A 26,510-nucleotide genomic window follows, 5' to 3' on the forward strand; every position below is an offset into this window, starting at 1 on the left:
CCCCCTGGTATTCTTATGAATTCCAGGGGGTTATTCCAATGCCTTTAAAAAGGTCTATTTCAACTTAGGATAGGTTTCTTTTAAAAACTGGACAGACTGTACGATTAACGCTTTTAAAACATCTACTTTAATGTCTGCTACTCTGTTAATATGGACACAAGCTTTGCCCGTCGTATGTTTTCCAAAGTCCTTTAACAGATCCGCTCTTCTGTTATCACCTGTGGCAAAATATAAACTAATTTTTGCTTTTCGTGGTGAAAAACCCACCAGTGGTGCATCGCCTTCGTGACCTGAATCATACTTGTAATGGTATGTACCGAATCCAATAATACTCGGCCCCCACATTTTTGCTTCGTAACCTGTTGTCTCCGTGAAGATATCCAATAATTGATAGGCATCCCCCCTTTTTCGCGGAGGTTCGATCTGTTCAATAAATGCAATGACACACTGGTCTGTTACAGTTGTTTTTGGTTTGTACATTGTGGAATTCACTCCCTAATTTAAGTCCAGTCATCAAAATGCTTTTCGAGAAAAATGACTTCTTTCTCGTAGTGGGTCAGATGACCCTCTTGGACCATCTTCATAAAAGCAACATCTCCATCAGCTGCACGATCAGTCAGTGTTTTACACATAAAACGGATACGGGATACGACCCACTCCTTCAAATCTGCTGGAACACTCAGACCGTATGTAGTCATAAATAATGCAATCCGGTTCTTTCGAATAGATCCATGCACCTCGCTAGCGTATGGCATTACACCTGTTCCATCCATCTCTGGTGAAAATTCTGCGAGTGGAACGGATGTATACAAGGCATAGGCGATATCCCACATTCGCGGACCCGGACCCACCATATCAAAATCAATAATGCCTTGAGGACGGCCGTCCTTATACACCACATTATACGGCGCAAAATCGTTATGACATACAACTTCATCTTCTGTTATGCCTGGATATCTGTTCGTCGATACTGATGTTGTTGTAAATCCAACGGTCGCATCATGATAACTTCTCAACAGTCTCGCGACTTCAATCAAAGATTCGTCTGACCACATATACTCTTCTAGATCAGGATAATCATTGCCTGGAACGATGCCTTCGAGGTAAGAAAGGATTTCTCGCCCCTGTTCATCTATTCCCAGAAATCGAGGGGCATGATCACAACCAACTTTTTCGAGATGTAAAAGCAATTCATGCACATATGGATTTGGTTTCGCATGCCGGCGAACCGTCTCACCTATTCGGACGACCTGATTCACATTACCTCCCGATAACACTTCCTCCTGTTTGGCCACTTTCATCCCTCCCCAAGCTAAATCTCCTTGCTATGCCCATGATTACGATTTTTCTTATAACTCCCCGGGAATCCCGCGACCAATAGTATGAATCCAACGAAGAACATGAAGTATACGAGTAAACCTGTTGGATGCTCGTTAATCTGAGCGAATTGGGGTACGTTAGTCCCTCCTGAAGCATATCCTGCTTCTACAATAGCGACAGATACGCGTATTGAGATTCGCTCCATTGTCGAAATAAACACACTGCCAAGCATGAGAATTACACCCAAAATCTTGTTGATATTGTTCATATTACGCCTCCTACATTAACCGCACACAATACTGCATACGCTTTATCTACTTATGTGACTTTCGATTCTCTATTCCATATTCCTGCATTTATGTCCAAATATGTTCTTTTTTTCAATCTCATCATAGCAAATAGCGCCGTCATCTCTGACGCCGCTGTTGACGCTCTCTGAATAAGTTACGTGGCTACCACTTGGTGCAAATCCATACTATTTTCGAAAAAGGCTGCCCGTTCCACATGATACAGATCATACATCTGTTCATTCATATTAATCCGTTGATATACATCTGGATACACATCATTCGCTAATTTCACATAAGGCAGTTTTTGTACGGCTTTTCTGGATCTTATATTTTGCTTGCGTATCTTCATAAATACCGTTTCAATCCCATGTTCCATAAACAATTCAACAAAGAAGACTGATTTGGCTCTTTGGCTATACCCATTTCCAAAAAACGGTGATCCAATCCATGTGGCTAAAAAACCGGTTTGATGCTCAATGTGATATAGATCTATGGTTCCAATCGGCTGCCCTGTTTCATTTAAAATCGTTCGGGAAATCACTGTCTTTTGCTCTTCTTCGGCTATCAATTGTTTCGTGAGGAATAGATATTCTTCATACGATTGACATAGATAACGAACGTAAGGAGAAACTGCGGGGTCCATCATTAAGCTGTACAGTGAATGGCATTCCTGCAAATCACGCTTTTTTAACATTGTGTCTACCACCTAGTCCTTTTAGTTCGCTATATCGAGCAAATTAAGTATATAAAAGGTATTGTGGGATTTGATGAATTCTGTATATGGCTTATGTAAAATGCATTGGGAAATATTGTGGATATCACCTCCCGCAACAAAAAAACGGCATGTCCCATTTTCAGGAACACGCCGTTTGCTTGCATGGATTAAGCTAGTTGGTCTATTATTGCATACCTTGCATGATCGCATTAATGATGTTTTGTTGCGTCACGGTATTATTCTGACGGTTAAACAAGGCGAATCCATGTTGACCGTTATGCCCGTTGTCCCAATAAACCGGAACCATTTTGTATTTCTTGGCTTTTGCTGTAACTGCTTTGGCATATGCTGCACGATATACATTGTTGGTTGAATCGTACGATGTTTTGTCAATTGAACCGAATTCACCAATCACTACAGGATAGCCCTGAGTGACAAATTTATCGTACATGGACTTGAACTGCGATTCCAAGTAATCCTCTTGTCCCCAAGTAGACTTCTTCGCAGGATTCGTAGCCGTTGCACCCCACTGCGTGATATTACCGTTTTCCTCACCAGCGAAATCCCATGGAGAGTAATAGTGTGCCGAAATCATAATTCTTTTCTGCGAACTAGGAATGGCCGAGGATCTGAAATTATCTGTCGGGAGCACAAAGCCATAATTACCAACGGTGAAGTCAATATTGGTATTCCAGCCCGGAATCAGCAACCATCTGGCATTATTGTTGCCTCCGGTCTGCCTTACCGTGTCCACAAAAATTTGATTGTAGGCGTTCAGATTAGCGTAATACGCCGAATTCGGATTACCATAGTTGCCATCGAACACTTCGTTCATGGATTCGAAAATAAGACGATCATTGTAGTTGCTAAACTTGGTCGCAATCTGTTGCCATACCTTTTTATACTTTTCCTTAATGGCAGTCTGATTGCCACCATTAACGAGCAGCCATCCACCCTGGACGGAATTGTACCCATCGCCATGAATATTGATGATGACATACATACCTTCATTGTAGGCATAATCTACGACTTGTTGAATTCGATTCAGCCATGCGGCATTAATTGTATAATTGGGAGCGCTTCCAATGTTATTCAAATAGGAGATGGGAATACGAATCGACTTGAAGCCCGCAGCTTTCACTTTTTGGATCAGCGCCGGAGTCACCGTAGGATTACCCCAAGCTGTCTCACTCGGTGTGCCATTTATCGCTGCTTCCAGCTGATTGCCCAGATTCCAACCTGCACCCATCTCAGCCACCACTTGCGAAGCGTCTGCTGCTGATGCTTTTGGGCTCCATCCGGTAAAGGCCACGGCAGCCACTAACACAAGCGCCAAGCTGCTGATGCTGAATTTCTTCCATTTTTTGAACATAACCATACCTCCGCTTATTCTATTATTTTTAACAAGCAGTGCAGTTAATCTATTGATTCAGATTGAATGATTCGAGAATTCGCGCCTCCTTCCCTATCGATCAAACAAATGAAATTTTCGTCTTCCACCAACATAATAACACATATATGGAAAATAAATATATATATTTATTTCTCTTTTTTGACGATTTACTACAAAATAATCCATCTAATCGTTTTATTTAATTGCTTGAATATGTTCTTGATCAAAATCAACCATTATAATATGATCTTGCTGCTCTCCATGCATCTTAAAATAGCTCAATTAACCAATTTAAGAATTTATCTTTCTCTTCAAACTGTGGGTAATGCGCCGATTCGTTAAATACAACGAAATCTTTGATCGGTGCATCGAGTACTTCGAAATAATCACGTGCTGCATTCGAAGTGGTCATATAATCATATTTACCCATCACAAAATAAATAGGAATATCCAGATGATCCACAATATCGGGTAAATTTTGATCAAATACTTCCCTCAGTAAGATGTCTTGCGAACTGAAAATCCCTGAATAAAAGCGAATCATATCCAATCCATTGTATTCGGGATTCAAAAGGAATCCTGAGATATAATCTCTATTCTCATTGATAAGTCTGGCAGCGCCGCCGTACTTTTGCAAAAGAATTCTAGGTGTAAGATCATTTCCTTGCTCAATCGACCCACGAATTAACTCCAATTTTTCAACATCCGCTTCATTACCGGCTTGTTTCGCTTGTTCCAACGTGTACTCCATGCTCTCCCGTTCGCTCTGAAGCGTATCTGCCATTTGTCCAATGCCAATATACGCGTGAAACTGAGCAGGCGCCTTAGCCGCAGCTTTCATCCCGATGTATGTACCAAATGAATGACCGATTAATATAACCTTTTCTTGATTTAACTCCTTAGATACAACATCACTTAACGCTAACAAATCATCTACTAATACATCTGTTGTCAGATTCGAATAATCCTCAAAAAAGTGATAGGACTTTCCGCTCCCACGTTGATCATAATGGACTACAGTGAAGTGTTGCTCAAGCTCCTTCTGATACTTCCTAACGTAAGGAATCTCCGAGCATCCCGGCCCCCCATGCACAAAAATCAGGATAGGATTACTCCGGTCAACTCCCCTGATCATGACCTCGTGACCTGCACCGTTGATTTCGATCCGCTCTAACATGCTGATGCTGTTCTCCCCTTTAATTTGGGGTGTCCATGTGGGAAATATCAAAGCAACTATAATCATTAAAATGATACTCGATAAGCTGTACTTAAGTGTTTTACGGATTTTTTTGCACATATAATGCTCCTTAATTACGGGTTTAAACCTATTTATACTGACTCTTTCTCTAGCGTAGCGGATACAACAATTCAATAGATTCGTTCATTAGTTCTTCTTGAAAAATGTAATTATGATCGGCTCCGATGATACAGAGGATTCGTTTCCCTGGATGAGCTTCAATTGTATTTTTGACTCTCTGAACCATAATCTGATTACGGACAACCCAGCGAAAGTTCTGTGCCTTCGGGTTAATCTGCCCTAACCATGCATATTTTTGTTTGGTTATACAATCGAACTCCTTTGAATTAAAAGGAATTCCCCCAAACCGATACGTGTCCATTTGTTCCGCAAACCAGTCATCATCCCGCTGTTCGAGTTCTTTGCGCTCCTCACTCGAATAACCGTTAAATGGATCAAATGCATTCCACACATCCAATTCAAACCAATCAATAGGCACAAATGGAATGTCCTGCTCTTCGCACAAAGGAAATACCATATCCCAAAACTCGCTTGCCGGTTCTCCCCAGTATCCTCTATCATGTTTGTCCTTCTGATATCTCAACCAACTCTGTGGATGAACTTCACCACAAATGAGATCTGGCTTAAACTCAGTTATCACACTCTTGTAGAGAGAAAGCGAACAATGATATCGCTCTCTGAGTTCTGGATTATGAATCGTGCCAAGTATGCCTACTGTTGTTGTCATGTGCCCAGCTCCTTTATCATGTGTATATCTTTCGGCTCTTTGTCATAAAGTTCCTGATCCATTTCACTAGTAATCTGGCTGCCCTGGCTTCTGTAAAAGGATACCGCTGATCTCGTTTCTGTGGAGGAGATGTACAGATACTGTGCCCCACGTTTCTTAGCCTCTTCACCTAATTGGTTTAGAATACGTTTTCCAACGCCTTGTCTTCTGTAGTCGCGTGAGACATACATCAAGTCAACTTGTAATTGATTTTGCTCACTTCCTCTAAGTTGATGTGCCAGCACTCCAAATCCAATTAACCGCTCCTCAGCAAATGCGCCATATGCCATGCCACCTTGTTCTAATTCGGAGACGTATCGATTTTGAATTTCCTCCAAAAGCTTCTCATCCCAGTTGGAGCACTCATGATTTTGTTTTAGCTCTACCAATTCGTTCTCTCTCATTTCATAGATGAGATCAATATGTTCCGAACGGTCTATATCCCCCAACTGGTTGACATCTTCAAGGGTCAAAGTCCTATATGTTATCATGGTCGTTGCATTCTCCTTTAGTTTCAGTTCCTACAGCTTAAATCAGCTTATTTTAATTACAGGCAATTCATTCAAATGATTTATTTGGATGGTGTACTTTTCTAACTCATGGTTATCAAGTCCATCCCATCTATCCAAGAAATGATAAAACATATCTCCAAAATTCATGCCTTCAGGTAATACATCCACAAGCAATATCTCATCAATTTCCGAATAGGGTAAGCTACCGAGCAATATAACCTCAGCATAAGAGACCATACCAAAGCTCCCATTCCATTCATATACGCCATAAGGTGTCAATTCAAAATGCACTGCACCTGTCTCTTCATAGAGTTCTCGACTCGCCGTATGTAAAATGGTTTCTCCAATTTCTTTGTTGCCTCCTGGGATCTCCCAACCTCCTCTTTTCCTATTTTTGATAATGATGAATTTATGGTTATATTTAGCGATTATCACTGCAAATTTAATTAACTCTGGATCAAGTTCATCCAGATCAAACCATTGACTCATGGTATCCCTCCAATTACACGACTACTCTTTCAAATAATATATTGGTTAAACCACTGAAGCGGTAACAAGCTATCATCAGATATAATTGTTGTGAACACCGCAACCAATCCTCGCTTTTGGTTAACAAAGATATACTGCCCTCGTCCACCACCCATACCCATAGCATAAAACGTTTTATTTTCAGCTTCTTCTTCCTCGATGCTTTTCATTATGCGCCAGTGGTAGCTATATAAGGTGTTTGAAGTAAGAGAAGGACTTACACTTCTAGCAATCCAGTCAGCAGAGATGAGTTGTTTCGAATTCCACTCCCCATTCTGAGCGTATAACACCCCAAACTTCAACATATCTTCGATCTTCATTCGCAAACCAAAGCCGCCTATGGCAATGCCTTGTGTATCCTGATACCAATGAAAATCGTTAATACCCAGAGCTGCAAATAAGTGCTTTTTAGCAAATTCAGCTGTGTTCATACCAGTCGCCTTCTGTAATATGGCGCTAAGTATATGCGAACTCCCGCAACTATATTTCATTTGGATTCCAGGTTCGAATTCAACAGGTTGTTCAAGAACAAATTTCGTCCAATTCCTAGATGGAATCATCGCTTCATTCCCCGGATAGTGCATGCCAGAAGACATCGTCAACAGATGCTTAATCGTAATCCCCTTTTTGCTATCATCCAGATCGTTAAAATAATTTACAATTGGAATATCCTCATGCTCAATGTAGCCTTGTTCTATAGCGATTCCCATCAATGCGGAGAGCACACTTTTTGTAATTGAATTCACTTTATGTTGTTTTTCTTTCGTTTTTCGATTTCGATAATATTCATATTGAATTGAGTTTTCTTCGTATACAATGCAGCTCTCCGCTTTATTTCGTTTTATCTCTCTTTCAAGATCATTAAATTCAGTGATAAAGATACCTCCCTTGCAGCTATCATACTTTCAATCATCCTTTTGTTTCTTCATACAATTCATCTTTCGATAAGTCCAATTCGATGTTAGAACCTCGTCCTATAATCTTTTCTTCATAAAATATTGAATGATTCCATTAGGATATTCATCAATCATTCCAAACACGTTATAGCCCATTTTTTGGTAGAATTCAGGAGATTGATATGAAAATGTGCTTGTGTGTGCAAGCTTACATCCTAATTCAGAAGCCATGCTTTCTGCTTGCATGATTAAAGATCTTCCATATCCTTTCTTTCTGTGTTCCACATCTATCCAAAAATTATCAATATATAATGTTTCACAATATGTAGCACAGAAGATCCCACCCACTGCCTTACCTGTCTCGTCGCGTAAAAAAAGATTTATAGTTTGTCCAGGCTTGTTTAATAACCCATTTGTTTCAGAGACATTATAGTTATATAAGTTATTACAAACGGTTTTGTAGTCTTCTTCATGATCACCAAATACGATTTGTAATTTACCCTCATGATTGATGTTATTCAATGTTTAAGTCACCTCATTTAGAAAATCATCACATGTATTCTTTGCACGATTAGAATTTTTCACCTTATTGCCAACCTGTAGATCACTAACTACTTCCAAATGATGTTCAATCAACTGTATAACTTGTTTTTTATTCTTAGTGATCATTGCTGTCTTGTTATTTTCGTTAATTACATCTATCGCTGCATCTATATTATATTGATGATTCCACTTCACAATCATCTTGCATAAGTCCTTGAATGACTGCTTGTAATTCCACGGTCGCAAGCCCGTTCTCGACAATACAAACCTCTTTATAATCCGATAATCTCTAATGAACACATTTGGGTTTAATACAAAAATTAAATCTGCTTCTTGTATGGATGGTAAAGTCCAATCTTTGTACTGTACTCCTTCCATGATCCAAGCCTCTGAACGGGCAATAGATTGCATCAAATCATCTCTAACATGTTCAGGATATCTCAGATTTTCGGCGCTTCTGTCCCATATGAGATTGTCTAATTCGTAAGAAGGAATGCCGTATTGATCAGACAATTCTTTGGCTAATGTTGATTTCCCACTACCACAAGATCCAATAATTCGAATTCTCATACATAATCTTTCTTCAACAATGCATAGATGTGACCATTTTGGAATCGTTCATTAGAAAAAATATGAAAAATGTCTTGGGAATCACTCTGTTTAATCTCTCTTAACAGCAATCTTTTGGTTTCTAATTCTGGAAATGCAGTCATCATCCATTCACCTCAATCGAGTACACCGCTACTTTTTTTCCTATGATGTCTACGTCCTTCTCGTGTTTCATGCCATTTTTTTGCGCGACTTTCATAGAACCCACATTGCCATGTTGAATCAACGATATCAACCGTCTCTGTTTCAAGTGACCCATGCCATATTCCTTCCATGCTTTAGCTTGTTCATATCCGTAACCCATTCCCCAGTATTGCTCCATTACCCAGTAACCAACTTCAAGCTCGTCCGTGCCTTCAATGAGCTGCGGAATCAGTCCAGAGGTTCCAATGCACTTGTGATCCTCTTTATTGAATGCAAGAAACAGCCCCTTATCGTTTTTATTCCAGTTGATGAACTTTTCCAGGCTTTGCATCGTTTCTTCCTTCGTCCAGGGTCCTCCATGTCTTATAAATTTCATCATATTTTGCTCACGTGTCATCTCAAAAAGTAAATCAAAATCATTTTTGGTATATTTCCGAAATATAAGTCTTTCTGTCTCCATCTTCTCTCATCTCCTTCTTCATTTTTTCACTTCAAAATCGTTTGTTCGCGATCTACTGTGATTGTGAAAAATGCTTGCCTAATTTCTTCTCGAAATATTTCTTTATACCGATGTCTTCCGATCTGATCAAAACGAGCTTGAACTCGCTTTACGTGTTCTGTTCTGATTTTATATTTTTCTCAATCACTTCGTATTGTTCAAGGGTATCGTATTCCCACATCGCAAAAATTTCACTGGTTTCATCATCTATGGGTGTATGCCATCTTCCAATAAGTCTTGATCCGTATTTCAATTGGGATGGCAGTAAAATATCATTAAATAGGGCATTAAACTCTTCTACAAAAGAAGTCGCAATCATATAGGTTTTTCTCCTATATATCATCATCTGTGCCTCCTTATGAGTAATGAAAGCAATAGGCCTATCTCGTCACGATTCCCGATGTAATTTTCATGTTCGGAGCGTAGGTTAACCATGAGCTCTCATTAAACTCCCTAGCAAACACATCCTCTGCTTCATATTGTCTATTCGCTTCGTCTGAATGAAGTCCTCTTTCAACCAATTGAGTAACAACTTCATGCCTGGCATTGTTTTTTTGTCCCAGCCCTTCTTCCTTTAATGCGTGAAAAAGTTTTTGCTTATCTGAACCTGGCATGTTTTGATCTAAGAAGTTAACCTTGTCACTCACCCGGCATTCTACATTTCTCAACCCAAGTTGGCTAAGCAGGATTGGAAGCTTCATACCGATATTTCCATCTTTACCATTCCGTTTGATATCCTCCTCGAATAATTTTTGGAGAATACCTAACTGGATAATATTGGATTGATCAAGTCCATGTAATTCATAGTTTGACATATTAGCCATCCAATGAGGTTCAAAGCATATCATTCTACCCTCATGTACTATACTGTCGATCATCTTCTGAAGAACGGTGATAGGCTCTGTCATATGTAATAAGAAGGCATGACTTATCGCAATATCGTATTGACGTTTCACTTGCACCGTTTCAATGTCATCTACTATAAAAGTCGTTCGATAAGAGGTCTTTGAAAAAATCTCTTTGGCCTGCTTAATCAATTCCTCACCCTTGTCTAATCCGGTATAGGTTGATCCTTCGGGTAATAAAGGAAGCAGTTTCAATCCGAGATAGCCATAACCACATCCATAGTCGATAAGATCTACTGACTTTTCAATCTTCCATACACGTTGAACCAAAAACTCAAGATAATCATCGTTATAGTAAAGCCACCGCGTATTTCTCAGATATTCAATTTGGTCATCCCAATAGTAATCAGACAAGGTGAGATTCCTCCTTCATAAGATGTAATCGTATTCATAAACAGTCAAATATCATTGAGGAAAATGATTAGAGTGTGTCTTCAAGTTCAAGCAATTTTCTAAGGAACACAGGACATCTTACTGAGCCTTCAAGTCCTCTTTGAGAATTGTAAGGAACATGAGACATCTTATTTCCCAAAATCACCTGACAAAAACGCTACAAAAGGCTATTTAGACGGATATAACGTGTCTCAGATTCCTTAGCTTTCGGAGAGCTTCTCAAATCCCCGAACAAGACGTGTCAGGTTCGTTAGACAAATTACTTAAGTGTTACTTGCGACAGCAGAGGACGGTCTATCAAACCTTAGCACTTAATTCCAAAAGCCTTTATCACCAGACCGATAGTGTTGTCCTCATATCATTCTCATCCGTTACATATTCCAGAGATTTAAATCCCTGACTATTTATATGATTATATATTTCCTCGATTTTTTCCTGGTCTTTACAATAAACCGTGACGTAGATACTATCCACTACAAGAAGAACCAGCTGACAGTCACTCAACATATAATCTTCATAGGTGATTACATCTGTGATTTTTGCACCTTTTGGAAATGCTTTTAAATTCGCAAATATTAAATAATACTCGTTGTTATCAATAATCTTTTGTAATTCTTCTCCATTCATACCCATAATCATATCCGGAAAAAGATCATCCCCTAATGTATCGTCCTCAATGAAATAGGATTCTTCTCCACCAATAAACCAATCGAAATTAGATACTCCTATTGGTTTTAAAATCTCCCCAAGAAAGCAACCATAGGCATTTGGTATTCTAAAACGTATTCCTCTGTTCAATGATTCACCCTCTTATCATTTTTACAATTTGCAGCCTAGTAAAAAGCGCTGTTATCTCACCCGATACTTCTCATTATTTATAATTTCATTTATTATTTCAGGTAGTTGATCTTCTGTAAAATAATGAGTGTACAGTTTGTTATCTGCGCTCAAATTCAGATGATTTTCAAACTCATCCAGCAGAAGCACACTTCTTTCTTTCATTTGATGTTCTTCTGCCCTTAGACAGTCTCTATGAATAATGGTTTGATGATCCACCATCAATACAACATAGATTATGAGAACATTACAGGCTTCCAAATCTGCTATTAATCTATTAATGTCTTCTGGAAAAACTACATAGTCCAAAACTACATCGTAGTTATAGTCCAATAAATTTTTCACTAGACTGGATATATTTTTCCACGTTAAGTCATTTGTATCTTTATCAAGCCAAGGTTTACCTCGTCCTTTGACCGGCAAGTGACTAACCGCATCTCCAGAAATGTATGCACTTTTATCTAAAGTCTGCACCAGCAGCTTGGAAGTTGTAGATTTCCCTACTCCAGGGGGGCCAGATATTATATATAGGTTATTACTCATTCTGTATTCTCCTTACAATATCTTTTGGAAACTTCCAATATCCAGTTTTCTATCAAACTTATATCCGATCTCTTTGAACAGAGCACATTGTTCATAACCATTTCTCTCGAATAATGATTTACTTCTTGTATTCTCCATACAAATCGTCGCAATTAGGGTATGGAAGCCTTGTTCTTTTGCAACCTTCTCAATATAACGAAGGGCTTGTTTGCCCAAGCCTTTTCCCAAAATATCGGGCTTCAAATATATAGTGACTTCTCCGCAGATGTCATAAGCCTGTTTACTCTTATATTGGGTGATCAGAACATAGCCTACCATTTGATTTTTTTCAAAAATTACGTAAGTTTTATACCGCGCATCCTGGTTCATCACAGAGGATTTAATCTGATTAAGATCTAATTCCTCCGTATGAAACGAAATTGTTGTATTCCTTACATAATAGTTATAAATCACTCTAATTTCAGGAAGATGCTGTTCGGTTACCTCTTCAAAAGTCACTGTCGTCAATTACCATCCATCCTCTTCTGTTCGTTATACAGATCTTCCCATACAACTTCGCATTTTATTTTAGGACCTTCTTCAATATGAGTTCTATGATTTCACTGGTCTCCAGATGATCGGTAACAATGTAGGTTTGAAATTGTTCATCCTTGAAAGCTTCAACACACTTGGGCGCTTGTTGATACTGCCAGCCTCCATATTCATCTCCTCGTTTCGCCAAACGATGATATATCGTCTCTTCTGTAGCCGTTAGGCAAAAATGATGAATGTCCTGATCAATCTCTCTCAACCCGCTATAGATGTACTGAAAGTTTTCCTCGTTCCCCGAACCAAACGCGCCGTTAATCATAATGATCATTGGATCAATCCACTCCTAATAAACAAATGGTTTCAATACACACCAAATTTTCCCTGTCCACATTTCATCCATTATAAATGTTTTCCTTCCACTTTTGTATTACAAAATGTCCAAAAACACGATGAAATCCCATTGGGCTTCCAATGGGATTTCATCTCTGTACATTTTTCAATTAACCCTGCGATAATTAGTTTATTTCCAAGTAATCAATGTACACGTCCCATGTCCCGTCATCTGCGGTTACAACCAGCTGAATCTCTTGGTTTCCTGTGCCATGAGTAACATTATTAAGCGTATACACCGCAGGGTTGTTTCCTCCGAAGTAAAAGGTTCCCTTGGTCTGTCCGCCAATCTTCAAATCCACTCTAGCCATATTGGCATTGTTTGAAGCCCCACGAAGTGAAAAATTGTGAGTGCCCGTTGCAAAATACTGCGTGTATTTAACCAAATCATTGTTAGCGTACAGCACTACTCCATTGAAAGGAGAGCTTATATTCCCGGTGTACTGACCACCTTTGGTCATATTCTCAGCTTCCACTTTTGTTGAAGTACCTGGAGGATTGGTGGTGCCTCCATCAGGCGCGACTGCCCGACCTGTCGCCGGTGAGATCATGCCGGAGCAAAGGCCGCGATTCTTCAGATTTTGTGCAATCTGCGGAATGGCCTGAAGTGTTGTCTGGTACTGATCATGCATTAGAATGACATCACCACTTTTCATGGTGTTCACAGCCGCTACAATCTGGTTTGCACTGGCGCCATTCCAGTCTTGGGAATCTACGTTCCACAGCACTTCAGTCAGGCCATTTTGGCTCACAACGGATTTCAAGGTTGCATTGGTCGCACCATAAGGAGGTCTGAACAGTTTAGGTGAACTTCCGGTAATGGACTGGATCGTCTGCTGTGTCCGTGTAATCTCTGACGACATCTGAGCGCTGCTTAATGTCGTCATATTCGGATGAGTGTAGGAATGATTGCCAATCCACATGCCAGCTGCCACCTGAGCAGCAACCAGAGATTGATTGTTTTGCGCGTTTTGTCCAACATTGAACATCGTCGCCCGTAAACCCGCCTGCTTCAACGCGTTAAGCATGTTTGTTGTATTCCCGGATGGACCATCATCAAACGTTAGACCTACATAACCATTTGGACAACTTGCATCTGCTGCACGAACGTCGGGCACCGCCGGAATAGAAAACAAGGTACCGAAAACCGCGAGAGACATTACCACCTTTGCCAGCTTTACTTTGAACATCAAATTACCTCCTCATATTATATTTACAGTATAATACCTTCTACACTCCCTCTCTTTATCGAACTTCCACCTCTCAAAAAAAGCGCTTTCAAATATATGTAGTTCTCTGCATACTTTCTCTCAGATAAGCACTTTTTGTTCAAGGTGAATTCAGTATAAACGATACCTGTATTTAAAGTAAATTGAATTTTATCCAAAATGTTCTATTTTTTCACAATCGCTAGAATCGCCTGTTGTACATCTCCCTACTGGCACTCTCCTGTGTAAAAATGTCCTCCGGGGGCGCCATACGCTTCGGTAGTGTTCGTCCTGCAATGATTTCTTTAGTAGCCTGCATAAGCTGAGGGCCAAGCAACGGGTTACATTCCACCACAGCGTTGATCTTCCCACTGGCCAGAATTTCAAGTGCTTTGCGAGAGCCGTCCACGGAGACAATGATGATGTCCTCTCCCGGCTTCAGCCCAGCTTCTTCGATCGCTTGAATGGCGCCAAAAGCCATTTCATCATTATGGGCAAAAAGAACCTGCGGCCTTTCTTCTTCCGGAACCTGAAGGAAATCTTTCATCACTTGTTTACCATTATCCTCCGTAAAATCAGCGGGAGCACTTTGTGTGAAAATGACATCTGCTCTGGTGTCCAAAATGCTTCTAAATCCCTCGCCACGCTGGATGGAAGGCGTAGAACCACTTGTGCCTTGCAGTTCGGCAATTCGTATCGAACCCGGATGATTTCGCATCCGATCCTGAATGTACTTCCCTGCCTTCACACCTTCCTCATAAAAGTCCGATCCAATCGTTGTCACAAAAAGTGAAGTGTCTTTCACATTAACTGATCGGTCTACGATGATCACCGGTATGCCTGCATCCTTGGCCTCCTGAAGGATACCATCCCAGCCCGATTCCACGACTGGTGCAATGGCAATGACGTCGACCTTTTGCCTGATGAACGACCGAACCGCCTCGAACTGTTTCGTCTGAGACTGTTCTGCATTTTTTATCACAAGGGAAATTCCCGATTCAGCCGCAGCAGTACGAATAGACATGGAGTTGGCCAGACGCCAGGCACTCTCTCTCCCCAGTTGTGAAAAACCCAAGACAATTGGTTTTGTAGAGGTATCCCTTGCTACCGCTGATTCCATCCATTCCTCAACAGATGGGAGAGTTTCCAAGTTGTTAGACGAGATGGGCGGAGGCACAGATTCAGACTCAGGTGTTGTACAGCCGACAAGCAGCAGTAGTATGAACAAGCACAACCCGTTCACATGTCTTCTCATTCACGCATCCCCCATCTCCATGTTAGTTTCCGCAGCCACCGATGCAGAGCACATATGGTCATTTCATTGTTCGGTATTTGCGTCCAATATCATATCATTTCATTCGATCCACTTAATGCAGTGATTTCGAGGATACTCGCCGCCCGCTAAGCAGTCGTTGGAACAAAATAAAAACAAACAGCATTAGGCCAATCACAATCTTGGTCCACCACGAGCTGAGCGTGCCTTCGAAGCTAATTATAGTTTGGATAGCTCCCTGGATCAATACACCAATAAAGGTTCCCGCCACGTACCCCACACCACCTGTTAACAGGGTACCTCCGATGACAACAGCCGCGATGGTATCGAGTTCTAGACCCATGGCGTGTAATCCATAACCCGATAACATATAGAAGGTGAGAACGACACCGGCAAGCGCGGAGCACAAACCACTGAACGTGTACACCATGATTTTGGTACGTGCAACCGGCAGTCCCATGAGCAGTGCGGATTGTTCGCTTCCGCCAATGGCGTAAACATTGCGCCCGAACCGGGTATAATGTGCCAGATAAATTGCCAGCAGTAGAATGACCAGAGCAATAATCACATTAATGGAGACAAAGTTGCCCCCTGGCAGGGATATTTTCGCCTGTGCTACCTGTGTATAAAATGGATTCGTAATCGTAATGGTGTCGAGACTGATGACATAACACAGCCCCCGCGCCAAAAACATACCGGCCAGCGTCACAATGAAGGGCTGAATTTTAAAATAGTGGATGATCGCCCCCATAACTGTGCCAAACAATGCACCCATCACAAGCACCAACGGTATAACGATGGCAGGTGACCAGCCCTGCTTCTCCACCAGACTTGCGCTAATAATGGTTGTCAGCGCTATGACTGAACCAACCGACAAGTCGATTCCCCCCGATACAATGACAAAGGTCATGCCAATTGCCGTGATAATCAGAAAGGCGTTATCAATGAGAAGATTAAGCAGCACCTGTGTGGAGAAGAATCCCGTGTACCTGAAAGACCCTATGGCAAACATCACGGCCAGCAAGCCGAAAGTGACAAAGACCGGGAGATACTTACGATTAAGAAACATGGCGGTTAACCCCCTGTTCGGCTGGATATTTCCGTTTTTTCCAACGGATCACCATGGAATTGCGGAAGGAATCAGATTGAATCAAACATACGGCTAATACAACAAAAGCTTTAACAACCAACGTAACTTCTGGCGGAACGCCAATCATATAGATCGTTGTTGTTAAAGTTTGAATAATCAACGCTCCAACGACGGTACCCATGAGATAGAAACGTCCTCCATTGAGCGAAGTACCCCCGATGACTACCGCAAGAATGGCATCGAGTTCATACCACAGACCCGCGTTATTTCCATCCGCACTGGATACATTCGAGCTGAGAATAAGCCCGGCAATACCGGCACACAGACCACAGAACACATAAACTGTGAGAATAACCGTTTTGGAACGAATACCTGCCAGTCGGCTCGCGCTCGCGTTACTTCCGACCGATTCGATAAACAGTCCCAGTGCCGTTTTTCTCGTCAACAGAGTGGCCACAATCAGGACAGTTAATACGATGAAGATGGAAAAGGGCAATGCTGCAAGCGAACCGGCCCCGATATAGGCGTAGTTGGCATTGGATACCGTAATAATCTGTCCACTCGTAATCAATTGTGCAATCCCACGTCCGGCCACCATTAGAATAAGCGTCGCAATAATGGGCTGAATTCGGGCAACCGAAACAAGCGCCCCGTTCCATACACCCAAGATCAGGGAAAGCCCCATTGATAATCCAAGCGCACCCAGTACAAGCCCCAAGGAACTCTGGTCTACTCCTCTGCTGATGCTCATACAAGCCACGGCACCGGAGATCGCGACAATGGAGCCCACGGACAAATCGATGCCTCCGGTCGCGATGACCAGTGTCATGCCGATGGATACCAGAATCAAAGGCGCTCCAAAGTTGAGAATATCAATCAAGCTGCCATACAGATTTCCTTCACGCATGACAAGGGAGAAGAAATCCGGAGAGTACAGCAAATTAAAGATTAAAAGTAAACCAAGCATACATAACGGCCAAAACAAATGATGTTTACGCATCTTGCCCGCCATCTCTTTAACCTCCTGCCATTGCTTTCATAATTTGCTGCTGATGGATCTGTTCCCCGCTGAGTTCTTTCACTTTTTTGCGGTCCCGAAGTACGGCAATCCGTTGGCTGACACGAATCACTTCTTCCAACTCAGAAGAAATGAACAGCACGGCCATGCCCTGCTTCGACAGAGAGAGCACCAGCTTCTGTATTTCAGTCTTTGCACCAATATCAATGCCACGCGTAGGTTCATCGAGAATCAACAGATCCGGGTTCATCAGCAGCCACCGGGCAAGCAACACCTTTTGCTGATTACCGCCGCTCAGATTTTTAATTAAATGCTCCGGATTTTTGGGATGGATATTTAACAGGTTGATGTACTTTTCGGCAATCTCATCCTGCTTCTTGCGTGAGATCGGTTTGGACCAGCCGCGTGTCGCCTGTAAAGCCAGAATAATGTTCTCCCGGATGGTCAAATCATCGATGATGCCTTCGGTTTTACGATTCTCGGAGCAAAAGGCAATATTCTGATCAATCGCATGACGTGGCGATTTGACCATGCTTCCTGTATCCACAACAAGCAGCTTGCCTTCGTCCGATCGATCTGCACCAAAGAAGAGGCGAGCGATCTCGGTCCGACCAGACCCCAATAATCCGGCCAAGCCCATGACTTCTCCCTTACGAATATCCAGATCGAACGGCTCAATTGCGCCTTTCCGTCCAAGCCCCTTGGCGGTAATTAACAGTTCGCCCGACTCCGCCTGGGCAGCATCCGTTTCCTTCGGAAGCTCCTCTAACACTTCAAGCTCCTTGCCGATCATCTTGAGCACCAGTTCCATGCGTGGAAGTTCTGCGGCTATGTACTCTCCTTCCAATTCCCCATTACGGAGCACCGTTAGACGATCCGACATTTCGTATACCTGATCTAGAAAATGAGTAACAAAAAGAATGGCGAGACCTTCACTCTTTAATTTGTGCATAATTCGAAACAGTTGCTGAACTTCGTTTTTGTCCAAACTGGATGTAGGCTCATCCAGTATTAGCACCTTGGCTGAGATGCTGAGTGCTCTTGCAATCGCAATCAGTTGTTGAATCGCGACTGAGTAATTCTGTAAAGGCGCCTTAACATCGATGGACAGATGTAATCTGTCTCGCAGCAGGTTCTCCGCATCTTGGTTCATTTGCTTCCAATTGATTTTGCCAAACCGCATCGGTTCCCGCCCGATAAAAATATTCTCAGCAACTGTTAAGTTCGGGCAGAGATTAACCTCCTGGTAAACGGTACTGATTCCCGCCTTCTGTGCTTCGAGCGGACCGGAAATGGAAAGTTCGCGATGACCCATCGTTACCGTTCCCTCATCAATGGAATAAACGCCCGTCAGAACTTTAATAAGTGTCGACTTTCCAGCTCCGTTCTCACCCATCAAGGCATGAATCTCGCCCGGAAACAAGCGAAAGCTGACGCTGGACAGCGCTTTAACGCCGGGAAATTGTTTGGTGATACCTGTCATTTGCAAAATGGGCGCTTGCTCGGCCATATAACCCTCTCCTTTGTTATGGAAAAAAGTCATTTAGCGACAGCCTGGTCGAAAAATGACTTTTCGGTGTTATACGAATCTGATTTTAATATTCGCGTGTTGGCAATGCTTCTTTGGCTTGCTCCGATGTGAACGTTGTCTCATCTGTCACGATTCGGGGTTCGATGTCTTTCCCGTCCACTACCGCTTGAACCGCTTCCATTAATTGAGGTCCTAACAACGGATTACATTCCACGATAAAGTTGATTTTGCCATCAGCAGCAGCCTGCATCCCATCTTTCACGGCATCAACCGAGATAATAGTGATATCTACGCCTGGTTTCAGTCCTGCCGCTTCAATGGCCTGAATTGCACCAAGTGCCATATCGTCATTATGCGCGTAGAGAACATCGATTTTTTTATGTGCTTTGAGGAAAGCTTGCATGACTTCTTTGCCTTTGGCACGTGTAAAGTCTCCCGATTGTGAAGCGATCACTTTAAGCTTTGGATTGGAAGCAATCAATTCCATAAAGCCCTCTTGACGGTCATTCGCTGGTGCGGACCCAGTTGTGCCCTGCAATTCTACGATATTGATCTCGTCTTGTGTGTCCTTATATTGGTCATTAAGCCACTGACCTGCTTTGCGTCCTTCTTCTACGAAGTCGGAGCCAATAAAGGTTTTGTAGAGGGTTTTATCCGGGGAATCCACAGCACGGTCCGTCAAAATTACGGGAATGCCTGCATCCTTCGCTTCCTTCAATACGGTATCCCAACCGGATTCCACAACAGGAGAAAAAGCAATCACCGTCACCTTCTGCTGGATGAAGGATCGCAAAGCTTTAATCTGATTTTCCTGCTTCTGCTGCGCATCTGAAAACTTCAAATCATAGCCTGCTTCTTTGGCTGACTCCTGAATCGACTTGGTATTCGCCGAACGCCAGCCACTCTCCGCACCAACCTGCGAAAAACCGAGCGTAATTGTTTTGGCGCTGGCAGGTGTACCCCCACTGCCATTTGTTGAAGTTTCATTATCGGAGCCTGCTCCTCCATTGGTACTGCTGCATGCCGTGCTAACCAACATCACCATAGCCAATGTTATGGCAAGTCCCCACTTTTTTTTGGTTCGCATGTTGTGATCCTCCCTTTTTCATTTCACCTTGTGGTGTGATCACATTATAGAACGCTTTCATTTCGAGCTTATATGGAGTATCTTGTTTTTTTAATGTAATAATTTAGCAATTTCAAAAACAGAGATCCAAAATGTGTAATTTCTTTGTTTAATGGTGTAGTATTTAGCGATTCTCTTAAATATCTAAAAATCATGTTATACTAATGGTACATTTTCAATCCCTTCAGATGGAGTGGAATACGTTGAAACTCATTCAGTGGATTGCTTCAAGCCTAAGGCTTAAATTACTCAGCATGTTTATCATCCTCAGTTCAGTACCACTGATCGTGGTTGGATTGATTTCTTACCACAAATCCTATACGGTTGTATCCAATCATAACAAGGCCTCGACACAATTGGTTGCCGACCAGCTTGCCAGGAACATTGATATCTTGTTTGAGGATACGGAACGGTTGCTCGAACTGGGCAAGAATCCACAAGTGCTTCAATACCTTTATTCTCAATCGGAGTCCTACCCGGAAGCCAAAGCCATCCTTCAGACCTACAATCTATATCGGGAAACTTACAAGTATGACAAGGTACTTAATATCTCATTTGTGAATTTCTATGGAAAAGGCATAAGTGAACGAAAAGGCGTGTTCAAGCTGGAACGGAATCCGCTACGTAACCCGTACTTCAAGTATCTGATACAGTATCCGGATGCCATTCTGCGCATCCCTCATTCTGCAGCCTATGCCGAATATAACAGGCTGGATGGATTTGCTTACCCTAAACAGAATGCGCTTTCAATTATAACTACCGTCAAGGAACGAATCACGCATGAGGTCATCGGATTTATCGTAATTGATTTGAATGATTCGTTTATTGATGATTTTTTGACGAGCACCCCCATTAAGGATTCAGGTTTTTTCTACATCAGTGATCAACACGGAAATACTCTTTTCAGACCGGATGCCACCCCGGCATCCATAAGCATGATGGATCAGATCCGATCAATCCCCTTACATTTGCAACATGACAGCTTTATCCTGTCCGCAGGCTCCAAGCCGCAATTCGTTGTATACAGCACCTCCAAACAGACCGGATGGAAAATGATCGGGGTAGCCCCTTATCAGGAAATCATTGCAGAGGCCAATAGCATTCGCCAATTGATCATCATCACGGTTTTGTTAAGCGCCTTCTTTGCAATATCATTATATTTTTTCCTGAATAATCGACTGATTCTTCCCATCCGGATTCTGATGAACAAGATGCGTAAAGCTGCAAACGGTTACTTGGAGGCCAAAGTCACACCACACGGCTCAGACGAAATTGCTGATCTGGGCAAAAGCTTCAATGTGATGCTGGATAAGCTCAAAACATTAATCGAAAAGAGTATTCGAGAGAATGAACAGGTGAAAATAGCTGAACTACGTACGCTGCAAGCTCAGATCAACCCTCACTTTCTCTATAACACGTTGGAATCCATTCTATGGATGGCTGAAGCAGAGAAAAAAGAAAATGTAATCAAACTCGTGCAGGCCCTCTCGAAGTTCTTTCGTTTGAGCCTGAACAAAGGATTCGACTGGGTATCCATTCAAACCGAGCTTGAGCATGCGCGGAGTTACTTGGTCATTCAACAGATGAGGTATCACGATATTCTCACCTACGAGATCAGCGTTGACCGTGAGCTTCAGGATTATCCCATTCTGAAAATGACCTTGCAGCCCCTAGTTGAAAACGCGCTCTACCATGGGATCAAAAACAAACGCGGTCAAGGGCGTATATCCATCCACGGATATATTGAGGAAAATAGCATCATTCTCACCGTACAAGACAACGGAATCGGCATGTCTGCGGATCGATTGGCTCAATTACGTGAAGAGCTGGAGAAACCGGCAGGTTCTCGTTCCCCCCAAGATGACGAGCAGGAAGGCGGATTCGGTCTGCTCAATGTGCATCACCGGATTCGGCTCTATTTCGGACCAGCTTATGGCATTGAAATGGACAGTACGTATATGGAAGGAAGCACATTTATGATTCGTATCCCCAAAAGCAAGGAGGTTAACCGTTGAAAAAGGTCATGATTGTGGATGACGAAATTGGGATTCGGGAGAATATACGGAGCTGCATTGATTGGGAAAAGGAAGGTTTTCGCTATTGCGGGGATGCACCCGACGGCGAGCTTGCATTACCTTTAATTCATGAATGGGCACCGGATATTCTGATTACGGATATTAAAATGCCATTTATGAACGGACTGGAACTGACCTCCATCGTTCGCAATCAGCAACCTGATATCAAAATCATTATCATGAGCGGTCATGATGAATTCAGCTATGCCCAGGAGGCCATCCGACTCGGTGTAACTGAGTACTGTCTAAAGCCCATTAGCGCAGCAGAGCTAATCCAGATGCTTCATAAGGTCAGCAAACAAATGGATGAAGAACAACAGCGCATGACAAGCCGAACGATCACCAAAGAAAAACTGCTAGCCGATCTGTGTGGGGGACTCATCGGTACAACCGATGCGATTGAATCAGCCAAACAACTCGCACTTCCTCTCTCAGCCAGGTATTACACCATTGTCATTATCGACGTTCGATTAACAGAGGATTCCCCGGATTCGGAATCCATGATGAGGAAGCTGATTCCCGTACTGGAGGATACTCGTGATCCCCACGTAGAACTTCTTCCTTATATTCGAAGCCGGACGGAGATCGTGCTTCTGCTCAAGTATAATGACGCTGAGAACATATCCGCATATCTGGAGCAGCTTCGTGGGAGGGTTCGTATGCAGCTGGAGCATATGTTCAAATGTAATATTATTCTGGGTATTGGCAGTCAACAAGAGCGGCTGCAAGGCATTCATGTCTCGTATCTGGAAGCGGAGGAGGATAAATATATTACCCGGCTTACCCTTCAGAACAGAGCTACTCTAACTGAAATTAACCTGGATGAGCAAACGACTCTATTTCTCGACAGGAATTCGTTTCTTGAATTTCTCAAAATCGGTAGCCCTAATCTGCGTGACCCTTTTGTGCAGGAGTTTGCCGCTCCATTACAGTCCTTCGACTGGAAGTCCTCATCGTATGGCTTCTATCTGTTGAATGATCTTACGCTCGAGTCGTTTCGGCTTGCGAATCAGCTGTTCCGCATGAGTGACCATTCGGATGAGAATATCACTTCCCTGCAGCAGACGATCCGGAAAATTACGTGCTGGGAGGATTGCACCCAATATCTATGTTCCCTGCTTAACCTGTTATGGCAGAGAAGAGCAGCCTGCTCCGGAAAATACAGTGATGTCATCGATCAGGTAAAAGCCTATGTCTCCCAGGAATACAGTAACGAACAAGTCTCGCTGAAGATGATTTCTGCACACGTCAGAATCAGTCCAAGTCATCTAAGCAAGATTTTCAGTCAGGAAACGGGTCAAACGATAACGGAGTATCTAACCCGGATTCGAATCGGTAAAGCCAAGGAGCTGCTAAAAACGAGCAGCAACAAAACCTTTGAGATTGCTTACAAAGTCGGTTACAACGATTCTCACTATTTTTCTAATATATTCAAGAAAACAACAGGTTTTACACCAAGAGAATACCGAACGCAAGGGACCGAGGAATCGCAGGCCAGACCATCTGATATGAGAAAAGAGCCGATGTATGAGTAAAATTAAATTTGCACTTTTACTTACACTCATACTGCTGTTCCCGATGATCATTTCATCCGGTTCGGCACACATTCGCCCACAGCAAATGGCCGCATCACTTCCTGCAACTTCACCTGTTGAGAAATCTGCCGCGAGTAAAACTTTCGGTATTATTTATCCAATGACCTATCCAACCTATGAGATGATCACGAAGGATGCAACGGAGTATGCAGGCAAACACAATATCACATTAATTGTAAACGCACCTGATGAAGCCAATACTGAACAACAGATTCGTATCATGGAGAATATGATCAAGCAGCATGTGGACGGAATAGCTATATCTCCTGTGGATGCTGCTGCACTTACACCCGTTATTGATGCAGCCCAAGCTGCGGGTATTCCTGTCATTACATTCGAGTCGGATGTTCCATCCAGTCATCGAATCGCTTATGTAGGCGCTGATAACTATCGCACTGGCCAGCAGTTCGCGATGACGACTACAGAACTTCTGCATAATCAAGGCATGATTCTTGTCGAGAATGGTTTGCAGGAGATGCAAGGTTTGCAGCAGCGACTTAATGGATTCATCGACTACATCCGCAGTGAAACAGACATCGAAATCTTGGAGGTTCGTTATCATCAAGGGAATGAAGATCGCGCCATGTCCGATATGGAGAACATGATTCAAGCTCACCCTCACTTCAACGCGATTATCGGACTCGATTTTGTTTCCGTCTCTGCCTCTACCCTGATCTGGAAAGCGAAAGGCCTTAACCGGCATTTGATCGCGTTCGGAGACAGCCCGACCAGTGAAAACGGGTTGCTCAACGGTCAATTGTCTGCCGTTATTTCACAGAATGAGGGAGTCTGGGGTGCCAAAATGATGGAGACCTTGTTACTTGCTAGCGACGGTTTGCCCGTGCAGGAATTTATTGATACGGGGATCATTGTAATCAATCAGAAAGGAAGTAAATAATCAAGGGGATGTCTGCCTGTCATTCAGATGACAAGCGAACATCCCCCATTTAAATTTTCGTCATGAGTCCTTTTGAGAAGCTATTTCTTCCATTCGTCCTCTAATATGCTCATCTCGATCAGATTCCAGAAGGTATCTTCATATCTTCTTGCATCACGAATAAGTCCCTCTTGTACAAAGCCCGCTTTTTCATAACATCGGATGGCTGAGACATTAAAATCAAATACGCCCAGACTGATCCGGTGTAACTTCTCCTCTTCAAATCCAATTCGAAGTGCCTCATCGATCATTTGCTTTCCATAGCCTTTACCCTGATATGGCTTGCCAAGAAGCACCTTACCGATACGCCCTGAACGATTATATCGATCGATACCGCCGAGAGCAATATGGCCTACAATCTCCTGGGTCGATTCATCCATCACTTTATAAATGAACTTATTTGAAGTGTTTTTATCATTCGCACCATGCAAATAATCTGATAACTGTTCCTTGGAAAGTGGATATTGAAAGCCTGGCCCAGCCCACTGGAGCAGGAATGCTTCATCCCCACTCCATTCGATTAGTTGATCAAAATCTTCCGGTTCAAAGTATTGGAATGTAATCATGTTGATCTGCCCTTTCTTTTTTTATGTCATATCATAACTTATTTCAGTTCTCTTGTGTCATCATAATGATGAGTTTCATCAAACGCTTTGTTTCTTATATTCATTTCACGGATGGAGTTCTGAACCCAATTCATTCTAGCTAATAAACAGATAACTCCACCCAAAATGCATATCGCGCCCATCCAATAATTCAGTTCAAAATTCACTTGATAAGCACTCGAATCATAACTGCCAGCTGCTGCTGACTGGAATGCTGCATACCCTAGTTTGGGAATCACCTCTTCAATTATTTTTGAGATCGTAATAATCACAATGCCTAACATGATAAAGAGTAATGAGAAAATAATGTGTATATGCTTCAAAGACAAGCTACCTCCTTTACAATCCAAATTGCGTGTGTTTTGGCACTACTTGCATCTTAGAAGCCGAACAACTTCGCCATCAATCAGCCCTTCACTTACTCTCTGAAAACCAAGTGATTCATACAGATTTCCTGCGATACCATTTTCCGGCCTGTGTCCAATCATGATGCGTTTGCAACTCAGCGATTCTTGCATTAGATCAATCAACTTCCTAAGGGCTTCTCTTCCATAACCTCTGCCCTGATATTTTTTATCAACCATTAGAGCAAGAAGCCAGAAGTTATCCTCATGATCCGGCTGATCCGAGTAGACAGCAAAACCAACCAGATCCGAATCAAAATAAATGGCCCTGGGCTGAAAGTCTTCCATTACCTTGGATTCAGCAATCCAATATACAATCGGTGCAGGAAAACTTTTTTTCTGTTCTTCAGTTACATTCAGTTGGGTACATGCATACAATTATCCACTGACACACCTTTTAAATGAATCATAGTTTGAAATTCCTCCTCGTGAAAAATACACAGAGGAATCCCTTGAACCCTTCCTTGGATCCTCTGCGCTAGACCAAAACACCTCTTGCAACTTTATTTCTTCTACTCAGATTCGTATTGTTTCTCATATGACATCACTCCTTTCACGTTGTTGTGCAAACCTCTG

31 protein-coding genes are annotated in these 26,510 nt (G+C 42.4%); 3 read left to right on the forward strand and 28 right to left on the reverse strand.

Going from position 1 to position 26,510, the window contains the following annotated elements; genetic code table 11:
* Nucleotides 1–54: 54 nt before the first annotated feature.
* The 25 genes from MKY73_RS17635 to MKY73_RS17755 all read right to left on the reverse strand — a co-directional run bounded on the left by MKY73_RS17635 (nt 55) and on the right by MKY73_RS17755 (nt 20,279).
* Entirely contained in the window at nt 55–480 is a 426-nt protein-coding gene (locus MKY73_RS17635) for a DUF1801 domain-containing protein (protein ID WP_339302856.1), read from the reverse strand.
* A 20-nt stretch (nt 481–500) separates the two neighbouring features.
* Complete coding sequence (locus tag MKY73_RS17640) at nt 501–1,301, reverse strand: phosphotransferase (RefSeq protein ID WP_339302857.1); 801 nt, start codon at nt 1,299–1,301, stop codon at nt 501–503.
* Nucleotides 1,302–1,312: 11 nt separating this feature from the next.
* The gene (locus MKY73_RS17645; RefSeq protein ID WP_339302858.1) at nt 1,313–1,588 is read right to left on the reverse strand and encodes a hypothetical protein; all 276 of its coding nucleotides are present in this window, start codon (nt 1,586–1,588) and stop codon (nt 1,313–1,315) included.
* Nucleotides 1,589–1,764: 176 nt separating this feature from the next.
* Nucleotides 1,765–2,304, reverse strand: coding sequence for a GNAT family protein (locus MKY73_RS17650; protein ID WP_339302860.1), 540 nt, complete (start codon nt 2,302–2,304; stop codon nt 1,765–1,767).
* 205 nt (nt 2,305–2,509) lie between these two features.
* Nucleotides 2,510–3,697 carry a glycoside hydrolase family 5 protein gene (locus tag MKY73_RS17655; RefSeq protein WP_339302861.1) on the reverse strand — a complete coding sequence of 396 codons (1,188 nt, stop codon included), beginning with the start codon at nt 3,695–3,697 and terminating at the stop codon, nt 2,510–2,512.
* Nucleotides 3,698–3,986: 289 nt separating this feature from the next.
* On the reverse strand, nt 3,987–5,015 hold the full coding sequence (locus MKY73_RS17660) for an alpha/beta hydrolase (RefSeq protein ID WP_339302862.1): 1,029 nt from the start codon (nt 5,013–5,015) through the stop codon (nt 3,987–3,989).
* Nucleotides 5,016–5,064: 49 nt separating this feature from the next.
* Nucleotides 5,065–5,703, reverse strand: a complete 639-nt coding sequence (locus MKY73_RS17665) for a hypothetical protein (RefSeq protein ID WP_339302863.1) — start codon at nt 5,701–5,703, stop codon at nt 5,065–5,067.
* Nucleotides 5,700–6,233 carry a GNAT family N-acetyltransferase gene (locus tag MKY73_RS17670; RefSeq protein ID WP_339302864.1) on the reverse strand — a complete coding sequence of 178 codons (534 nt, stop codon included), beginning with the start codon at nt 6,231–6,233 and terminating at the stop codon, nt 5,700–5,702. Before MKY73_RS17670 ends, MKY73_RS17665 begins: the two co-directional genes overlap by 4 nt.
* A gap of 42 nt (nt 6,234–6,275) precedes the next feature.
* Nucleotides 6,276–6,743, reverse strand: a complete 468-nt coding sequence (locus tag MKY73_RS17675) for an NUDIX domain-containing protein (protein ID WP_339302865.1) — start codon at nt 6,741–6,743, stop codon at nt 6,276–6,278.
* Between the two features lie 29 nt (nt 6,744–6,772).
* Nucleotides 6,773–7,663: a serine hydrolase gene (locus MKY73_RS17680; RefSeq protein WP_339308651.1), complete on the reverse strand. Its 891-nt coding sequence runs from the start codon at nt 7,661–7,663 to the stop codon at nt 6,773–6,775.
* A gap of 93 nt (nt 7,664–7,756) precedes the next feature.
* On the reverse strand, nt 7,757–8,200 hold the full coding sequence (locus MKY73_RS17685; protein ID WP_339302866.1) for a GNAT family N-acetyltransferase: 444 nt from the start codon (nt 8,198–8,200) through the stop codon (nt 7,757–7,759).
* 3 nt (nt 8,201–8,203) lie between these two features.
* Entirely contained in the window at nt 8,204–8,791 is a 588-nt protein-coding gene (locus MKY73_RS17690; RefSeq protein WP_339302867.1) for a hypothetical protein, read from the reverse strand.
* Between the two features lie 142 nt (nt 8,792–8,933).
* On the reverse strand, nt 8,934–9,434 hold the full coding sequence (locus tag MKY73_RS17695) for a GNAT family N-acetyltransferase (protein WP_339302869.1): 501 nt from the start codon (nt 9,432–9,434) through the stop codon (nt 8,934–8,936).
* Between the two features lie 148 nt (nt 9,435–9,582).
* Entirely contained in the window at nt 9,583–9,792 is a 210-nt protein-coding gene (locus MKY73_RS17700) for an NIPSNAP family protein (protein ID WP_339302870.1), read from the reverse strand.
* A 61-nt stretch (nt 9,793–9,853) separates the two neighbouring features.
* Nucleotides 9,854–10,732, reverse strand: a complete 879-nt coding sequence (locus tag MKY73_RS17705) for a class I SAM-dependent methyltransferase (RefSeq protein WP_339302871.1) — start codon at nt 10,730–10,732, stop codon at nt 9,854–9,856.
* 369 nt (nt 10,733–11,101) lie between these two features.
* The gene (locus MKY73_RS17710) at nt 11,102–11,569 is read right to left on the reverse strand and encodes a DUF2691 family protein (RefSeq protein ID WP_339302872.1); all 468 of its coding nucleotides are present in this window, start codon (nt 11,567–11,569) and stop codon (nt 11,102–11,104) included.
* A gap of 51 nt (nt 11,570–11,620) precedes the next feature.
* A complete protein-coding gene (locus tag MKY73_RS17715) occupies nt 11,621–12,151 on the reverse strand; it encodes an AAA family ATPase (protein WP_339302873.1) in 531 nt (176 codons plus the stop codon).
* A 12-nt stretch (nt 12,152–12,163) separates the two neighbouring features.
* Nucleotides 12,164–12,649, reverse strand: coding sequence for an N-acetyltransferase family protein (locus MKY73_RS17720; RefSeq protein WP_339308653.1), 486 nt, complete (start codon nt 12,647–12,649; stop codon nt 12,164–12,166).
* 64 nt (nt 12,650–12,713) lie between these two features.
* Nucleotides 12,714–13,010: a hypothetical protein gene (locus tag MKY73_RS17725; protein ID WP_339302874.1), complete on the reverse strand. Its 297-nt coding sequence runs from the start codon at nt 13,008–13,010 to the stop codon at nt 12,714–12,716.
* 187 nt (nt 13,011–13,197) lie between these two features.
* A complete protein-coding gene (locus MKY73_RS17730) occupies nt 13,198–14,262 on the reverse strand; it encodes a polysaccharide deacetylase family protein (RefSeq protein WP_339302875.1) in 1,065 nt (354 codons plus the stop codon).
* Nucleotides 14,263–14,482: 220 nt separating this feature from the next.
* Complete coding sequence (locus tag MKY73_RS17735; RefSeq protein WP_339302876.1) at nt 14,483–15,535, reverse strand: ABC transporter substrate-binding protein; 1,053 nt, start codon at nt 15,533–15,535, stop codon at nt 14,483–14,485.
* Between the two features lie 112 nt (nt 15,536–15,647).
* On the reverse strand, nt 15,648–16,622 hold the full coding sequence (yjfF, locus tag MKY73_RS17740; RefSeq protein ID WP_339302877.1) for a galactofuranose ABC transporter, permease protein YjfF: 975 nt from the start codon (nt 16,620–16,622) through the stop codon (nt 15,648–15,650).
* Complete coding sequence (locus tag MKY73_RS17745; RefSeq protein WP_339241842.1) at nt 16,612–17,655, reverse strand: ABC transporter permease; 1,044 nt, start codon at nt 17,653–17,655, stop codon at nt 16,612–16,614. Before MKY73_RS17745 ends, yjfF begins: the two co-directional genes overlap by 11 nt.
* A gap of 4 nt (nt 17,656–17,659) precedes the next feature.
* Entirely contained in the window at nt 17,660–19,171 is a 1,512-nt protein-coding gene (locus MKY73_RS17750; protein WP_339302878.1) for a sugar ABC transporter ATP-binding protein, read from the reverse strand.
* Nucleotides 19,172–19,256: 85 nt separating this feature from the next.
* The gene (locus tag MKY73_RS17755; RefSeq protein ID WP_339302879.1) at nt 19,257–20,279 is read right to left on the reverse strand and encodes an ABC transporter substrate-binding protein; all 1,023 of its coding nucleotides are present in this window, start codon (nt 20,277–20,279) and stop codon (nt 19,257–19,259) included.
* Between the two features lie 242 nt (nt 20,280–20,521).
* Here MKY73_RS17755 and MKY73_RS17760 point away from each other — a divergent pair, with 242 nt between their 5' ends.
* Genes MKY73_RS17760 through MKY73_RS17770 form a run of 3 tightly spaced genes read left to right on the forward strand, consistent with a single transcriptional unit; the run spans nt 20,522 to nt 24,886 of the window.
* Nucleotides 20,522–22,333: a sensor histidine kinase gene (locus MKY73_RS17760; protein WP_339302880.1), complete on the forward strand. Its 1,812-nt coding sequence runs from the start codon at nt 20,522–20,524 to the stop codon at nt 22,331–22,333.
* Nucleotides 22,330–23,928 carry a response regulator gene (locus MKY73_RS17765; protein WP_339302881.1) on the forward strand — a complete coding sequence of 533 codons (1,599 nt, stop codon included), beginning with the start codon at nt 22,330–22,332 and terminating at the stop codon, nt 23,926–23,928. The genes MKY73_RS17760 and MKY73_RS17765 overlap by 4 nt, the downstream gene beginning before the upstream one ends.
* The gene (locus MKY73_RS17770) at nt 23,921–24,886 is read left to right on the forward strand and encodes a substrate-binding domain-containing protein (RefSeq protein ID WP_339302882.1); all 966 of its coding nucleotides are present in this window, start codon (nt 23,921–23,923) and stop codon (nt 24,884–24,886) included. Before MKY73_RS17765 ends, MKY73_RS17770 begins: the two co-directional genes overlap by 8 nt.
* Nucleotides 24,887–24,966: 80 nt before the next feature.
* On the opposite strand, the gene MKY73_RS17775 is transcribed toward MKY73_RS17770, so the two are convergent.
* The 3 genes from MKY73_RS17775 to MKY73_RS17785 are packed head-to-tail and all read right to left on the reverse strand — an operon-like array spanning nt 24,967 to nt 26,312.
* Complete coding sequence (locus MKY73_RS17775) at nt 24,967–25,491, reverse strand: GNAT family protein (RefSeq protein WP_339302883.1); 525 nt, start codon at nt 25,489–25,491, stop codon at nt 24,967–24,969.
* A gap of 38 nt (nt 25,492–25,529) precedes the next feature.
* Complete coding sequence (locus MKY73_RS17780) at nt 25,530–25,853, reverse strand: hypothetical protein (RefSeq protein WP_339302884.1); 324 nt, start codon at nt 25,851–25,853, stop codon at nt 25,530–25,532.
* 45 nt (nt 25,854–25,898) lie between these two features.
* The gene (locus MKY73_RS17785; RefSeq protein WP_339302885.1) at nt 25,899–26,312 is read right to left on the reverse strand and encodes a GNAT family N-acetyltransferase; all 414 of its coding nucleotides are present in this window, start codon (nt 26,310–26,312) and stop codon (nt 25,899–25,901) included.
* Nucleotides 26,313–26,510: the final 198 nt, after the last annotated feature.

This window comes from Paenibacillus sp. FSL R5-0519 (assembly GCF_037974275.1).
Taxonomy (GTDB): domain Bacteria; phylum Bacillota; class Bacilli; order Paenibacillales; family Paenibacillaceae; genus Paenibacillus.